General features: G+C 70.0%; 11 protein-coding genes. 6 read left to right on the forward strand and 5 right to left on the reverse strand.

The features are described 5' to 3' along the window. Positions 1–45: 45 nt before the first annotated feature. A complete protein-coding gene (locus EXU32_RS10730; RefSeq protein ID WP_242612759.1) occupies positions 46–705 on the forward strand; it encodes a GDSL-type esterase/lipase family protein in 660 nt (219 codons plus the stop codon). A 170-nt stretch (positions 706–875) separates the two neighbouring features. Here EXU32_RS10730 and EXU32_RS10735 read toward each other — a convergent pair whose 3' ends face one another. Next, positions 876–1,061, reverse strand: coding sequence for a hypothetical protein (locus EXU32_RS10735; protein ID WP_130629900.1), 186 nt, complete (start codon positions 1,059–1,061; stop codon positions 876–878). A 1,008-nt stretch (positions 1,062–2,069) separates the two neighbouring features. On the opposite strand from EXU32_RS10735, the gene EXU32_RS10740 reads away from it, so the two are divergent. After that, complete coding sequence (locus EXU32_RS10740; RefSeq protein WP_130629901.1) at positions 2,070–3,293, forward strand: ATP-binding protein; 1,224 nt, start codon at positions 2,070–2,072, stop codon at positions 3,291–3,293. Between the two features lie 60 nt (positions 3,294–3,353). On the opposite strand, the gene rfbB is transcribed toward EXU32_RS10740, so the two are convergent. Together rfbB and EXU32_RS10750 are read right to left on the reverse strand one after the other, a co-directional pair. Further along, positions 3,354–4,355 (reverse strand): dTDP-glucose 4,6-dehydratase, encoded by a 1,002-nt coding sequence (gene rfbB, locus EXU32_RS10745; protein WP_130629902.1) that lies wholly within the window; start codon positions 4,353–4,355, stop codon positions 3,354–3,356. Between the two features lies 1 nt (position 4,356). After that, entirely contained in the window at positions 4,357–5,880 is a 1,524-nt protein-coding gene (locus EXU32_RS10750) for a sugar nucleotide-binding protein (RefSeq protein ID WP_130629903.1), read from the reverse strand. 35 nt (positions 5,881–5,915) lie between these two features. On the opposite strand from EXU32_RS10750, the gene rfbA reads away from it, so the two are divergent. Further along, entirely contained in the window at positions 5,916–6,785 is an 870-nt protein-coding gene (gene rfbA, locus EXU32_RS10755) for a glucose-1-phosphate thymidylyltransferase RfbA (protein ID WP_130629904.1), read from the forward strand. Between the two features lie 79 nt (positions 6,786–6,864). Here rfbA and EXU32_RS10760 read toward each other — a convergent pair whose 3' ends face one another. Then, a complete protein-coding gene (locus EXU32_RS10760) occupies positions 6,865–7,452 on the reverse strand; it encodes a low molecular weight phosphatase family protein (protein WP_165399646.1) in 588 nt (195 codons plus the stop codon). Between the two features lie 115 nt (positions 7,453–7,567). Here EXU32_RS10760 and EXU32_RS17165 point away from each other — a divergent pair, with 115 nt between their 5' ends. The 3 genes from EXU32_RS17165 (at position 7,568) to EXU32_RS10775 (ending at position 13,426) form a co-directional block, all read left to right on the forward strand. After that, positions 7,568–10,510, forward strand: a complete 2,943-nt coding sequence (locus EXU32_RS17165; protein ID WP_165399647.1) for a hypothetical protein — start codon at positions 7,568–7,570, stop codon at positions 10,508–10,510. Positions 10,511–10,619: 109 nt separating this feature from the next. Then, on the forward strand, positions 10,620–12,461 hold the full coding sequence (locus tag EXU32_RS10770) for a nucleoside-diphosphate sugar epimerase/dehydratase (protein ID WP_242612760.1): 1,842 nt from the start codon (positions 10,620–10,622) through the stop codon (positions 12,459–12,461). Continuing rightward, the gene (locus EXU32_RS10775) at positions 12,458–13,426 is read left to right on the forward strand and encodes a glycosyl transferase (RefSeq protein WP_130629906.1); all 969 of its coding nucleotides are present in this window, start codon (positions 12,458–12,460) and stop codon (positions 13,424–13,426) included. The genes EXU32_RS10770 and EXU32_RS10775 overlap by 4 nt, the downstream gene beginning before the upstream one ends. On the opposite strand, the gene EXU32_RS17170 is transcribed toward EXU32_RS10775, so the two are convergent. Beyond that, positions 13,389–14,555, reverse strand: a complete 1,167-nt coding sequence (locus EXU32_RS17170; RefSeq protein ID WP_165399648.1) for an SGNH/GDSL hydrolase family protein — start codon at positions 14,553–14,555, stop codon at positions 13,389–13,391. The genes EXU32_RS10775 and EXU32_RS17170 overlap by 38 nt on opposite strands. Positions 14,556–14,657 lie beyond the last annotated feature (102 nt).

Genomic DNA, 14,657 nt, shown 5'->3' on the forward strand with positions numbered 1-14,657 from the left:
GTCGGCCCGTACCCGCACCCCAGATCCCCTCAGGAGCACCCCGACGTGAGCGCCCACCCGATGACGGACGCAGCCGGCAACGAGTTCACCCCCAGCGCGACCTTCGGCACGGAGGACGGGCGAAGGGAGATCGCGCTGGTCTTCATCGGCGACAGCTTCGTCGCCGGTGTCGGTGACGAGAAGGCGTTGGGCTGGACCGGTCGGGTCATGGCCCGCACCGAGGTGCCCGGCGCCCTCGTCGCTCACTACAACCTCGGGGTGCGGGGTGAGACCGCCGGTGGGGTGGCCGAGCGTTGGCAGACCGAGGGCGCGCGCCGATTCCACGGCGTGTCCGAGCGACGGCTCGTCGTGCAGCTCGGTCACGCCGACGTGCAGGCCGGCACCTCGATCGCCCGGCTGCGGCTCAACCTGGCCAACATCCTCGACGAGGCCTCCAGCCAGGGCGTCGCGGTCTTCGTCGTCGGGCCGCCCCCGGCCGCCGACGCCGACACCAACGACGCGCTGAGCCAGGTCGTGGAGGCCCAGCGTGACGTCTGCGACCGGCGTGGCGTGACCTTCGTCGACACCTTCGCCCCCCTCGTCGGACACGACCAGTGGGAGTCCGACATCGCTGCCTCACTCGACGGTGCGCACCCCGGCCAGGCCGGCTACGGCCTGATCGCCTGGCTGGTGCTGCACCACGGCTGGGGCGAGTGGATGGGCTGAGGCGTTTCGCGACCGCTGCCGCCATGACGCTGCCGCCCCTGACGCCCATTCGAGGTAATGGGTCCGTCTATCCGGTCCCCACTACCTCGACCGCTGATACCTCCACTCGCGCGTGCGTGGTGCCGAGAGATGTTGTCCAGCGCCCGGTCAGAGCAAAGGGCGTTGCCCACCTAGTCCATGAATGCCTCCTGGTCGAGGCGCCAGCCGATGACGTTGATCCGCAGCACCCGGTCACCGTCGATGACGACCTGGTTGGCGCGAAGGGCGTCCGCCGCCCCTGAGAGTCCCCACAGGTGACCGGCGCCGTCGATCTCGACGACCAGCCCGTACTCCTCGAAGTAGACGTCGAGGTACACCCGACCGTCTCGCCCCTGCCGAACCGCCTGTCGCGTCGGTGTCGGCAGGCCACGCTCGACACGCTTGAGCGAAGTCCAGCTCGCTCAGCGAGCGTGGCCCACCGGTGTCGGCCACGAACTTGACGGAGGAAGGCACGGCGTGTCCGTCCGCGCACCCGCCGCTGGCCTCGAGCAGCTGCTCCCCCGTGACGAGTCGCTGCTGCACGGCCATCGCCATGATCGTCGCGGCAGCCTTGTCGCTCACCGCTCAGTGCGCCGCCCGGATGGCGGCGACTGCAGGTGTGGTGCGCGGGATGCTGGCGCGACCAGCCTCCCCGTCGACGCGGCGGATGACCTTGTGCACGCGGACACCGTCGCGCCGATTCGCATCGTGCGGTGGAGGACCGAGACGTGGACGAGATCATCAGTCCACCCCCTGAGGCCGGCGAACTGGAGGGCGCTGACCCCTCCACCAGGGCAATCTGGTGTCCGACCTCCCACACCGCCCGCCAGCATCGCGCCGTCGGACCCAACGGACCGCTCCGCACGGCGAAGGACTGCGTGCCGTGTCGTTCCCACCGACCTGCAGCCACTTGACGCGCAGCCTGCTGACGGCTGATGCCCATGGCGCGCAAGAGCGCGTGGTTCACGACGAAGTCCGTGTCCTCAGCAACCGCGCACGACCCGGTGGTGGCGAGCGAGAGGTGTCTCTTTGGTTGCCTTTCTGGTCATGGCAGCACCTTGGTCACGGGAGGCCGCTTGCCCATGCCTCCTCCGCTACCGGTGGACAACCACCACCAGGTTGACGGACGTGCGGACTACCCAGCTCTGGTGATTCGAGGTACCTCCGGACGAGGCGTCAGCGACCGAATCGGTAGTCCGGGTTCCTCGAATCGGTATGGATCGCGCGCATCGTGCCCCGTCAAGCAGGCCCAGGTGATGAGGTCCATCGACTTACGTGCCTTAGATCGCTTTATGCAATCTAGATAAAGCCTTCTAAGGCATGTAAAGTCCGTTTGCATGTAGGCCGTGACCAATCCGTACACGCCCAACGCAGGTGCTGAACCCCAAGCAGTCGTCGGCCGAGATGATCAGCTCGAGTCCTTCGACCTGCTCCTCGCAAGGATCGAGGCGGGCCGAACGGAGCAGTCGATGATCATCACGGGCCTGAGGGGAGTCGGCAAGACAGTGCTGCTCGGACAGTTCCGCACCAAGGCCTTGGCCCGTGACTGGGTCGTGGTCGAGCTCGAAGTCAGCAAGAACGACGAGGCCGACTTCAGGCGAGACATCAGCAGCCGCCTCCGTACCGCTCTCTTCCAGTTGTCGCCCAAGGCGAAGTGGACAGACCGCTTCCGGCATGCAGCCGCGGTCTTGAAGTCCTTCACCGTCAGTGTCGACTCCGCTGGCACGTGGTCTGCTGGCCTCGATGTCGAAGCTGCTGAGGGATTCGCAGATCACGCAGACCTGGCCCTCGACCTGACCGACGTCCTCCTCGCTGTAGGCGAGGCAGCATCTGAACGAGATCGCGGGGTCGTGCTCCTCTTCGACGAGGTTCAGTTCCTCAACAAGGAACAACTCGAGGCCGTCATCGAGGCACTGCACAAGATGGTCCAACGCAAGTTGCCGATCACCATGGTTGGCGCTGGCCTACCGCAGATCGCTGAGTTGGCTGGCGACGCAAAGTCGTACGCCGAGCGCCTCTTCAAATTCCCCGCGATCGGGATGCTGGCTTCCGGTGACGCACGTGAAGCGTTGGCTCGACCCGCTATGGACGAGGGCATCGAATATCACGAAGCCGCCCTGACCACAGCCGTGGAGCTGACGGGCGGCTACCCCTATTTCCTCCAAGAACTTGGCTATGCGGTGTGGACTGTGGCAGAAGGACCAACGATCCACGAGGACGATGTCCGTGCGGCAGTCCCAGGGTATGAGACCAAGCTCGACGAGTCGTTCTTCCGCGTGCGACTCGACCGCGCGACCGAACTACAGCGCGCATACCTGCGCGCGATGGCGCAGCTGGGCCCCGAACCTCAAAAGGCATCCGTCGTGGCTGAAGCCATGGGACCAGAACGAAGTTCCGAGAACCTCGGACCTACACGAGCAGAACTCATCAACATGGGACTGCTCTATACGCCCGAGCACGGCTACGCAGCTTTCACGGTCCCTCACTTTGACCGCTTCATCCTGCGCGCCATCCCCGAGCTCGTGGTGCCACCCCTCAAGAGACGTCCACGTCGGAAGAACCCGGACTGAGGGGACAGCGGACCGAATACCGCGCCCCCAAAGCAATCAGCGTGCGCGGAGCGAGGGGCCCTACAGCACCTGCTCCGTCGCGGCGTACCGCGCCTCTGCAGCAGCCTTCTGCGGCCGCCACCAGGCCTCGTTGTCCCGGTACCACTCGATCGTCGCGGCGAGTCCGGAGCGGAAGTCGCGGTACTGCGGCTGCCAGCCCAGCTCGTCGCGCAGCCGGGTCCAGTCGATGGCATAGCGGCGGTCGTGACCCGGCCGGTCGGTCACATGGTCGAAGTCGTCACCCGGCCGGTCCATCAGCTCGAGCACCTGCGACACTACTCCGCGGTTGTCGACCTCACCGTCAGCACCGATGAGGTAGGTCTCCCCCATCTGCCCGCGGTCGATGATCGCCCACACGGCGCTGTTGTGGTCGTCGACGTGGATCCAGTCACGCACGTTGAGCCCGTCGCCGTAGAGCCTCGGTCGACGTCCGTCGATGACCTCGGTGACCTGACGGGGGATGAACTTCTCGACGTGCTGGCGCGGGCCGTAGTTGTTGGAGCAGTTGGAGATCGTCGCCTCGATGCCGAAGGAACGCACCCACGCCCGCACGAGCAGGTCGCTGGCCCCCTTGGTCGACGAGTAGGGGCTCGAGGGGTTGTAGGGCGTCTCCTCGGTGAAGCGCTCGGGCGAGTCGAGCGCGAGGTCGCCGTAGACCTCATCGGTGGAGATGTGGTGGTAGCGCACGCCGTGGCGTCGCACCGCCTCGAGCAGCTCGTAGGTGCCGACGACGTTGGTCTGCACGAAGGGGCCCGGCGACGTGAGCGAGTTGTCGTTGTGCGACTCCGCGGCGAAGTGGACGACGACGTCTGCGTCCGCAACCAGCGAGTCGACGAGCGCACCGTCCTGGACGAGTCCCTCGACGAAGCGCACGTCGCCGAGCACGCCCTCGAGCGAGGACCTCGACCCCGCATAGGTCAGCGCGTCGAGCACGGTCACCTCCACGTCGGGCCGCGTCGCCAGGGTCTGGTGCACGAAGTTGCTCCCGATGAACCCGGCTCCCCCGGTGACGAGCACGCGCATGTCAGTCCCCCTCCGTCGTCGATACCTGGGGAGGGCGCGATCCCTGAGGAGGCCGCTCGCGGCCGTCTCGAGTCACCGGTCCCTGAGGAGGCCGCTCGCCACCCTCTCGAGTCCCCGATCCCTGAGGAGGCCGCTCGCGGCCGTCTCGAAGGGTCGCCACATACTCCCGCAAAGCCTCGACCTGATCCGTCGGCTCGAACCCCGTCGCGGTCAGCTTGGCGAGCGAGAGCGTCGAGTGCGTCGGCCGCGGCGCCATCTCCTTGCCCACCGCGTACTCATCCGTCGTCACCGCCGTCACGTCGTCCCGCGAGCGGCCTCGCAACGCGAAGACCTCCCGGGCGATCTCTGCCCAGGTCATCGGCTCCCCCGACTGGGTGACGTTGTACGTGCCGAAGGGAGCACCTTGCTCGACCAGGTGCAGCGTCGCCGCGGCGATCTCGTCGGCGAAGGCCAACCGCCCCCACTGGTCGTCGACCACCGACGGGGACACCCCACCGTCGGCCAACCGCACCATCGTCGCGACGAAGTTTCCCCCGTCGCCCACCACCCACGAGGTGCGAAGCAGGTAGTGCCGCGGCGCTACCCCCACCGCCAGGTCACCGGCTGCCTTGGTGCGGCCGTACTCCCCGCGGGGGGCGAGTGGCTCACCTTCGTCGTGCTCCTCGACCTGACCGTCGAAGACGTAGTCAGAGGAGTACTGCACGAGCGTGAAGCGTCCGGTCGCCGCTCGCCGGGCGAGCTGCGCGGGCAGCTCGGCGTTGAGTCGCCACGCCAGACGGCTCCCGTCGGGCGTCTCCGCGGCATCCACTGCGGTCATCGCGGCGGCATTGATCACGAGGTCGTGCGCGCTGAAGTCGTAGGCCTCGACGGCAGCCCGGTCGGTGAGGTCGAGCTCGTCACGCGTCGGCGCGATGGCGTCTGGCAGGAGGCTGCGCAGCGCGCGGCCCACTTGGCCGCTCCCCCCAAGCACGAGCGGCGGTCTGGGAGCGAAGGGGGTGACCTCCGCGAGCGTCGGGTTCGCCTTGTCCTTGTCGCTGATCTCGCTCTGCGGCAACGGGATCGGCCAGTCGATGGCGACCGTCGGGTCATCGAGAGCGAGCGCGGGATAGACGAGGTCAGGGCGCCAGTGCTCGTTGACGAGGTAAGAGTAGATCGTCTCGTCGGCGAGTGCCTGGTAGGAGTTGCCGACGCCTCGCGGGACGAAGACGGCGACGCTCTCGTCGATCTCGATCGAATAGGTCGCGCCGAAGCTCTCGCCCTCGCGCAGGTCCACCCAGGCCCCGAAGACCGAGCCGTGGAGCACGGTGACGAACTTGTCCCACGGCTCACCGTGGATCCCGCGAGTGGAGCCGCGCATCGCGTTGTGGGAGACGTTGTGCTGGACCGGGCCGAAGTCCGGCAACCCGAGCGCGGTCATCTTCTCTCGCTGCCACGCCTCAGTGAACCAACCGCGCGTGTCGTGGTGGACCGGTCGGCGCACCACCAGTAGGCCAGGGATGGGCGTTTGCTCGACGGACAGATCCATGGGCTCAGGCTAACGAGTCCCATAGGGTGACCTGCATGCGAGGCATCATTCTCGCCGGGGGCACAGGTTCCCGGCTGCATCCGATCACCTTGGGCATCTCGAAGCAGTTGGTGCCCGTCTATGACAAGCCAATGATCTACTATCCGCTCAGTACTCTCATGCTGGCCGGCATCCGCGACATCCTGATCATCACCACGCCCCATGACGCGCCTCAATTCGAAAGTCTCTTGGGTGACGGATCGCAGTTCGGCGTATCGATTTCGTTCGCGCAGCAGCCGAGCCCAGATGGTCTCGCTCAGGCCTTCCTCATCGGCGAGCACCACCTCGCCGATGGCCCCGCTGGCCTCGTGCTGGGCGACAACATCTTCTACGGTCCCAGCTTGGGCACGCAGCTGCGGCGGTTCTGCGACATCGACGGAGCAGCCGTCTTCGGCTACCAGGTTGCCGACCCGAGGGCCTACGGGATCGTCGAGTTCGATACGCAGGGTCGCGTCTTGTCCCTCGAGGAAAAGCCACGGGAACCCAAGAGCCGGTTTGCGGTCCCGGGGCTGTACTTCTACGACTCGACCGTGGTTGATCGCGCCAAGCAGGTTCGCCCCTCAGCCCGAGGTGAATTGGAGATCACCGACCTGAACCGCACCTATCTCGACGAGGGTCGCCTCCACGTCGAGGTGCTCCCCCGCGGCACGGCCTGGCTCGACACCGGCACCTTTGCCGCGCTCAACGACGCGAGCAACTACGTGCGCACCCTCGAAAACCGCCAGGGCCTGAAGATCGGTTGCCCCGAGGAGGTCGCCTGGCGCATGGGCTTCATCGACGCCGACGGTCTGCGCGAGCGCGCCGAGCCCCTCGTCAAGAGCGGCTACGGCCAGTACCTCCTCGACCTGCTCCACCCCGGTCCCTGAGGAGCTTGCGCAGTGGTCCCTGAGGAGCTTGCGCAGCAAGCGTCTCGAAGGGCAAGCGTCTCGAAGGGCAAGCGTCTCGCTAATCGAACTGCCGCTCGAAGGCCACGATCTGCTCCACCGCCGCGTCCACCTCGGCCGCCATCCGGTCGAAGGCCTCCTGCGGTCGGCGGTAGGGGTCGGCGATGTCGTCGGCGCCCTCGATGACGCGCGTGCGGCCCCGCTCCTGCGCCAAGTGCGAAGGGAGCGCGGCCCACCGCTCCTCCGCAGTGGTCAGGCCGGCCAGCCGCTCGCTCCACGACTCGCGCTCGCCGGCTGCCGTGAGCACGCGAGCCGCCTCGGTGAGTGTGTACGTGCGCTGGAGGTAACTCGGTACGTGGGACAGCACCGCCCCGCGGTGGGCTGTCTCCATCGTCAGGACGAGGTCGACGTCCGACACAACGTCTCTGGACACGCGACGCGCGGCGAAGCCCGCGGCGTCGATGCCCCTCCCCCGCAGAATGCGGGCGCTACCTTCGGCCACCGGCTCCCCCACGAGTGCGGCCGTCCCCGCGCTCGACACCTCGAAGACCCCTGGGCGCACCGAGCCCAGCCCTTCCTGCAGCACGAGCTGGGCGAAGGGGGACCGGCAGATGTTGCCCGTGCAGACGACGAGGAGACGCACACTCATGCCCTCCATCCTCCCGCGAGCCGACGTCGTTGGGCGGGCGGGCACCGCGATCGGTCCACGTCCGCGGCAACTAAGATCCACCGTGGCCAACCCACCAGCGCTCGGAGCACCAGAGATGAGGAATACCGCCCGTGTGGCGCTCACCGGCATCCTCGTGGTGGTCGTCGTCGCCGGGCTGGCTCTGGTCCACCTCCACGACGACCCACCGGTCCGGCACCTGGGCGCGTCGGCGTACGACGACTTCGAGGCGGGCACGCCCGAGAGCCACGGCTGGACCTTCGAGCAGCCACCCCAGGGCTCCGTCCGCCGATCCACGGACGAGGCGTCCTCTGGCGACCACTCCCTCCTCCTCGACGACGCGTCGGGCACGGGTCGCGCCCAGGCGACCTGGTCCCTCTTCGCCACCTCCGCCGGCCGCAACCACTACGTGAGCGCACGTGCCTTCCAGACCGGCACCGACCAGCAGCTGCGGGTGCGGTGGATCGACGCCTCCGGCCACACCCTCGGCTTTGAGACGCGCACGACCTCAGGCGCCGTCGAGATGTGGCAGCGCGTCTCGCTGGACCTCACCGCCCCCGAGGGCGCGCGCTACGGCGAGCTGCAGATCGCCTCGGGCTCCGACGCGCCGGGCCGCACGTGGTGGGACGACGTGCGGGTCACGGACTCGGCGATCCCCGACGCGAGCCTCGAGCAGTCACCCGGTGACGACGGCTCCCTCCGCTCGTGGCAGACGACCGGATCCGGAGGGGCGAGCGCCATGCGCTCGTCCGACCGGGCCCGCCTCGGCCGCTGGTCGCTCTTGCTCACCGACGCCACGCCGAAGGGGGCGACGAGCGCGACGAGCGAGCGCACGCGGGTCGACCCGGGCGTGACGTACACCTTCCGCGGGTGGGTGCACCCGGTGAGCGGCACGACCGCCGTCGACGTGCTCTGGTACGACGCCGAGGGTCGCGAGGTGGGGACCCGGACCATGTCGGGCGCGCGCGCCGCCGGGCGCTGGAGCCTCGTGACCGCCGCCGACGTCGTCGCGCCGCACGACGCCCACTTCGCCGCGGTGCGTCCGCGCACCTCCGTGGCCGGGACCGGCACCGCGTCGTGGGATGCGTTCTCCCTGGCCCCGACCCCGGCGGCCGAACCCCTGGACTTCTCGACGACCGACCTGGGAACCCCGCTGCGGGCCTCGGCACGCACGCGCACGAGCGCTCCCTTCGTCAAGGACGGCCGGGTCAAGGTCGCGACGCTCGTCACCGGGGTGCCCACCCGGCTGCAGGTCCTCGACCTCGAGACGGGCGCGCTCGAGGACCGGGTCGAGCTGGCGGGCATGACGACCGGCCAGACCGTCGTCGTGGGCCGCGACGGCCGGCTCTACGCCGGCGGCGACGGTGGCCACCTCTACCGGTGGACCCCCGGGGCGGACTCCGCCGAGGACCTCGGGCAGGTGACCGGCGGGGCTCGCACCGTCTTCGACCTGGCCGTGGCACCCGACGGCACGATCTGGGGCGGCAGCTACCCGGGCGGTGAGCTCTGGCGGGTCGACCCCGACTCCGGCGAGATCACGAACCTCGGACGGGTGCGACACGAGCAGGAGTACGCGCGCAGCATCGCCGTCGACGATCGCTACGTCTACGTCGGGGTCGGCACGAGCCAGCCGGCGATCGTCCGGGTCGCGATCGACGACCCCGACGACCGCACGGTGATCGCCCTGCCCGGCCGGGCCACGCAGGGCGTCCTCAGCGAGCTCGAGCTCCTCGGACGCTACCTCGCGGTCAAGGTGCCTGCGGGCACCAACGCCGACGGCTCCCACCGGCCCACGGAGCGCCGCCTGTACGACCTCGAGCGGCGCACCTGGGACGTCCCGGTCAATGCCGCGGACCAGCTGCCCACGCCCCTCGACAGCCGGGGTCGGTTCCACTACGTCGTCTCGCGCCACCTCGTGAGCATCGACTCCCGCACCGGACGCTCGACCACCGGCCCGGCGGCGACGCCAGCGATCGGACAGCGCCACGTCGTGCGGGCGACCATCAGGGGAAGGGCCTCCGAGTGGCTGCTCGTCGTCGACCCGACGACGGGAGACGTGGTCGCCCACGACCTCGAGAGCGGTCGGGAGGACACCTTCTCCCTTCGTCTCCGTCCCGAGGCGCTGCCGACCAAGGCGCTAGCCGAAGGGAGCAACGGCACCGCCCTGGTGGGCGGCTATGCCGGGCCCCAGGTGGCCATGGTCGACGCCCGCAGTGGCGCACTGCGCCCTGGCCTGACCACGGGTGCGCCACCCACCTTCGGCGAGGTCGAGGGCGGCACGACCCTCGGGGGCGTGAACTACCTCGGGACGTACACATCGGCCCACATCTGGCGGCTCGACCCATCAGAGGGCGGCGGCGACCTCGTCGAGGTGGCAGCGCTCGGGAAGAGCCACGACCAGGATCGTCCGACGGCATGGGCCACTGACGGAGACCGCGTCTTCTTCGGCACCGTGCCGAAGTACGGCGTCCTCGGCGGCGGCATCGGCACGATCCAGGGCGGCCGGATGACGCGGTTCACCCGCGGCGTCGTGCGCGACCAGTCGGTCGTCTCGCTCACCGCCCGAGACGGGGTCGTCTACGGCGGCACGTCCCGGTGGGGCGGTCTCGGCGCGACCCCGACGACCCCGAGCGCGCGGGTCTTCGGCTACGACCCGGTGTCGGGCCGGGTCACGTGGTCGGTCGCCCCGGCCGAGGGGGCCCAGTCACTCACCGTCACCGTCGGCCCGCGGGGCACGATCTGGGCGGCCGACGGCGGGACCCTCTACGAGCTCGACCCGACCGACGGGCACACCCTGCGCTCGATCACCGTCGACCCCACACCCGTCGGGGACAGCCCGACCTTCCGCAGCACCGACCTCGTGACCCACCGGGGGTACCTCTTCCTGCGGACCAACGGCCGGCTCTACGCGGTCGACCCGATCAACCTGCGCACGGCGACACCGGTCTCCGAGGGCGTCACCGCGAGGGGCATCGTGCGGGCCGACGACCGGCTCGTCGTGGGGGCGAGCGACCACGTCCTCGCCGTCGACATCCGGTGAGCCGGGAGTGACGAGTGATCCCACATGACGTCCAGAGTGACCCACGTGACGATAGAGCCTGCCATGATGGCCTGCGGATGAGTCCGCCCGCCGAGCGAAAGGTCGCCACGTGAGTGCATCTCGCGCCCCCCTGCGTGCCAGTCGCCGCGGCCCTCTGGCCGCGTGGGCCATCGTCGACCTCATCATCTGGGCGGTCGCCCTCGTCGCCGCCACGATCCTGCGCTACGACCTCGACGTCACCCTCGTCGACAAGGACCGGCTCGCCATGGCCGTGGGCGGCGTCGCGGTGATCCACCTCGTCCTCGGCATCCTCATCGGGCCCTACCTCGTCCGGCACGAGCCGGGGTCCTTCGAGGAGGTCTACTCGGTGACCAAGCTCGTGGCGATCGTCGGTGCGGTCGTCATGGTGCTGAACTTCGCCTCCGACCCGATCTTCGTCCCGCGCTCGGTGCCGGTCACCGCCGCGGCCATCGCCCTCGTCGGGATGTTCGGCGCACGATTCGTCATCCGCGCCATGCGCTCGGGCACGGGCCCGCACGTCGACGCGAAGCGGGTCGTCGTCTTCGGCGCCGGCGAAGGGGGCCGCCAGATCGTCCGCGCGATGCTGCGGGACCCCGACAGCCAGATGCACCCCGTGGCGATCCTCGACGACGACCCCCGCAAGCGCCGGCTGCGCATCGACGGCATCCGGGTGCGCGGCCGCCGCGAGCACCTCGGTGCCGTCGCCGACCGCGAGGACGCGACGACCCTCGCCATCGCCGTCCCGAGCGCCACCCCCGAGCTCTTCATCGACCTGCGCAACCGGGCCGCCCAGGCCGGCCTCGAGCTGCTCGTGCTCCCGCCGGCGTCCGAGCTCATGGGCCGCCCTGCCACGGAGAACCTGCGCACCATCGACCTCAGCGACCTGCTGGGCCGCCAGCCGGTCCAGCTCGACGCGACGGCGATCGCCCGGTGCGTCACCGGTCGACGCGTGCTCGTCACCGGCGCCGGCGGCTCCATCGGGTCCGAGCTGTGCTGGCAGATCGCCAAGTACTCCCCCGCGCACCTCGTCCTGCTCGATCGCGACGAGACCGCGCTCCAGGCGACCCAGCTCAGCCTCACCGGTCGCGGGCTCTTCGAGGGCGACGACATCGTCCTCGCCGACATCCGTGACGCCGCCCGGCTGCGCGAGGTCTTCGACGCCCACGCCCCGCAGGTCGTCTTCCACGCCGCGGCCCTCAAGCACCTCTCGATCCTCGAGAAGAGCCCCGCCGAGGCGTGGAAGACCAATGTCCTCGGGACGCTCAACGTGCTGCGCGCGGCGCAGCGCTCGGGTGTGTCGACCTTCGTCAACGTCTCGACGGACAAGGCCGCAAACCCCACGTGCGTCCTCGGGTACAGCAAGCGCCTCACCGAGCGGCTCACCGCGGGATTCGCCCGGCAGGGCCGGGGCACCTTCGTCAGTGTGCGATTCGGCAACGTGCTCGGCTCACGCGGCTCGGTCATCGGGGTCTTCACCGATCAGATCGAGCGGGGCGGGCCGGTCACGGTGACGCACCCGCAAGCGGAGCGGTTCTTCATGCTCGTCGAGGAGGCCTGCCAGCTCGTGCTGCAGGCCGCGGCGGTCGGTCAGCACGGCGACGTCATGGTCCTCGACATGGGCCAGCCGGTGCGGATCAACGAGGTGGCCAACACGCTCATCTCGCTGTCGGGACGCCAACATGTCGACATCGTCTACACGGGCCTGCGCCCGGGCGAAAAGCTGCGCGAAGAGCTCTACGGCGACGGAGAGACGATCCTCGGCTCGGGTCACCCCCGCGTCTCGCACGTGCCCGTCCCGGGCATCCGGCCCGAGGCACTCGAGCACCACCAGGGTCCCCCGGACGACGAGGCCCTCGTCCTCATGCTCGAGCACGTCGGTGTCGCACCGACCCCGGCGGTCAGGGACGACGCGCTGCCGCACCTGTCGTGAGCGACGGCTCTCACTCCCTCCTGCCCGCTCTGGGCGCCGCTGCCGTCACCGCCGCCGCCGCCCCCTTCGTGCGGGCCGGGCTCGTCGCCATCGACATGCTCGACGTGCCCAACGACCGCTCGTCCCACGCTGCGCCGATCCCTCGGGGCGGCGGGGTGGCCTGCGCGCTCGGCGTCGCCACGGCGGTCGCCGCCCACCCGCACCCGGCCCCCGGCCGCGAGCTCGTGGGCGTCGCGGCCCTCACTCTCGTTGGTCTCGCCGACGACCGGCGCGGCCTACCGGCCGTGGCCCGGCTCTCGGCTCAGCTCGCGGCCGGTGCCCTCGCAGGGTCAACGGGAGCGGCTGGAATCGCGCGTGGCGCGGTGGTCGTCCCCGCTGCGGTCAACGTCGTGAACTTCATGGACGGCATCAACGGGATCTCGGGCCTCACCGCCCTGGCCTGGGGTGCCCACGCCGCGCGGGTCGAACCCGACTCGCCCTCCGGCCAGGCGGTCGCCGGTGCCGGGCTGGGCTTCCTCCCGTGGAACCTGCCCCGTGCGCGTCTCTTCCTCGGCGACTCCGGCAGCTATCTGCTGGGCTCGCTCGTCGGGACCTCGATCACCCGCGCCGAACCCCGGGTCGCCGTGCGCCTGGCCCTGCCGCTGGCGCCGTACCTCCTCGACGCAGGGGTCACCCTCGCCCGCCGCGCCCTCGCCGGACGCGACCTCATGGCCGCGCACCGGGAGCACGCCTACCAGCGACTCGTGCACGACCACGGGTGGTCGCACGTGCAGGTGGCAGGCGCCCACGCCCTGCTCGTCGCCGCTCTCGGGCGGGCTGCGCGTCGGCTGCCGCTGCCTGCGGCGACGGTCGTCGCCGTCGGCGTCGGGGGCGCGTGGGCGGCCGGCCCGGAGATCGTCACCTGGGCGCGTCGGCGGCGGGCTCGGGTCAACTCGAGGAGTCGCCGACCGACGGCGACGAGCTGAGCTGGTCGGTCGTCGGGTCCGCCGTCCCGGAGTCACCCTCCGAGGTGGTCGACGTGTCGTCCGAGGGCGACTCGGTGGGCTGGGGCGGCGGGTTGTAGGTCGACGTCGGTGCAGGCGGCACGTAGGTCGGCTCGACGGGCGCCTCGGGCTCGACGGGCGCCTCGGGCTCGACGGGCGCCTCGGGCTCGACGGGCGCCTCGGGCTCGACGGGCGTGGTCTCGGTCTCGGTCAGGGTGTCGGTGGGCACCGGCTCGGTGGTCGTCTCCGTCGTGGGCTCGACCGGGGGCACCGCCTCGGTCGTGGAGGTCAAGCTGGGCGCGGCCTGACCCGCGCCGATGAGCCTGGCGAGGACCGTGCGGGCCCAGAGGTCGGAGCCCTGAGCGGTCAGGTGGGTGTCCTCCCACTCCGAGCGCAGCTCCTGGCCGCTCGCCTTGGAGAAGGCGTGGTGCACGTCGATCGTCGGGACGCCGTTGCGCTCGGCCCAGTCGCGCTGGCGCTTGCGCACCGTCCGCCCCGAGCCGTCGGCGGCGTTGGGGCCGAGCACGAGGGTCACGGTCGCCTTGCGCGCCTGGCCCTTCACCTTCTTCAGCAGGTCGTTGAGATCGCGGTCGAGCCCCTTGGTCGAGGTCGGGTGGTAGCTGATGACGACGACGTCGGTGTTGCGCGGCAGGAGGAAGCGCAGACGGTTGGTCGCATACGACGGCGAGCTGCCCTTGACCGACCCGTTGCGGATCCCCAGACGCTTGCCCTCGCCGTCGCCGGAGGAGGATTCATACTTCGTCGGGTCCTGCGGGTCGAGTGCGCTGTAGTTCACCCGCCGGTGCCGCTGTGCGGCCTGGGACGCCATGCTCTGGACCCAGCCCCCTTCGCCGACGCCTTCGTCCCCACCGAGGACGGTGACGAAGGGGTCCTTGTCGTCCTTGAGGACGGTCCGCGGTTGCGCGAACTCCGGCTTGTCGGAGGTCGACGACGAGCTGTTGCTCGGCTCGGCGGAGGTGGACGAGGAGTCGTCGAGAGAGGTCAGGTCAGGGCCGCCCTGCAGCCAGGCGACCAGGCCCACCACCAGGGCGAAGTTGATGAGGACCACGACCAGACCGATCATGACCCCCGACAGGCGTTCGCGTCTCACAAGGCACCAGTATGACTCACCGGGCACCCTGGGTCGTCGACCCGGGCGACGCGCACTAGGTTGTGCACGCACGTGTGTTCCATCGGGGGAGGCTGGGTCGAA

This window comes from Janibacter limosus (assembly GCF_004295485.1).
Lineage (GTDB): Bacteria > Actinomycetota > Actinomycetes > Actinomycetales > Dermatophilaceae > Janibacter > Janibacter limosus_A.